The following is a 627-nucleotide window of genomic DNA, read 5'->3' on the forward strand; positions in this document are numbered from 1 at the left end:
CCCAATTGTGCATGGGCTGATTCCATTTTTCCAGTACTTTCTGGCAAGCACAATAAATAAGCTTAATAAGGGCGTTTTCACTGGTGAAAGCGCCTTTATTTTTAGTGTACTTGCGAATTTGCCGATGAAAGCCTTCAACAATATTGGTAGTGTAAATGATGCGTCTTAGCTCTTCTGGGTATTTGAAGTATTGTGATAGAGCTTCCCAGTTGTTATTCCAGGATTTCATCACCGCCGGGTATTTTTTGCCCCATTTCTCTTCCAACTCAAGTAGATGATGCAAAGCCATATCTTTGCTTGAAGCCTTATAAACCAGCTTTAAATCGGCCATAAAGGCTTTCTGGTCCTTACTAACCACATACTTTAATGAGTTGCGAATTTGATGAACGACACAAAGCTGGATCTCGGTGTTAGGAAAAACTTCAGCAATGGCATCAGGAAATCCCTTAAGTCCATCGATGCTTGCTATAAGGATATCCTCTACACCACGAGCTTTAAGGTCATTTAATACACTAAGCCAAAAACGAGCTCCCTCTGCCTCAGATAAATAGAGCCCTAGAATATCTTTTTTACCTTCTGAATTTACAGCAAGGACGGTGTAAAATGCTCTACTTATGACCTTACCTT

The 627-nt window shown here is 40.4% G+C and carries 1 protein-coding gene; it reads right to left on the reverse strand.

Annotated features, from left to right (window positions below):
• Positions 1-627 (reverse strand): IS256 family transposase (locus tag OQJ26_RS19320; protein WP_265705291.1); only part of this gene is annotated, 627 nt, incomplete at both ends.

Origin of the sequence: Legionella sheltonii (assembly GCF_026191355.1) — a bacterium.
In the GTDB taxonomy this organism is placed as follows: Bacteria; Pseudomonadota; Gammaproteobacteria; order Legionellales; family Legionellaceae; genus Legionella; species Legionella sheltonii.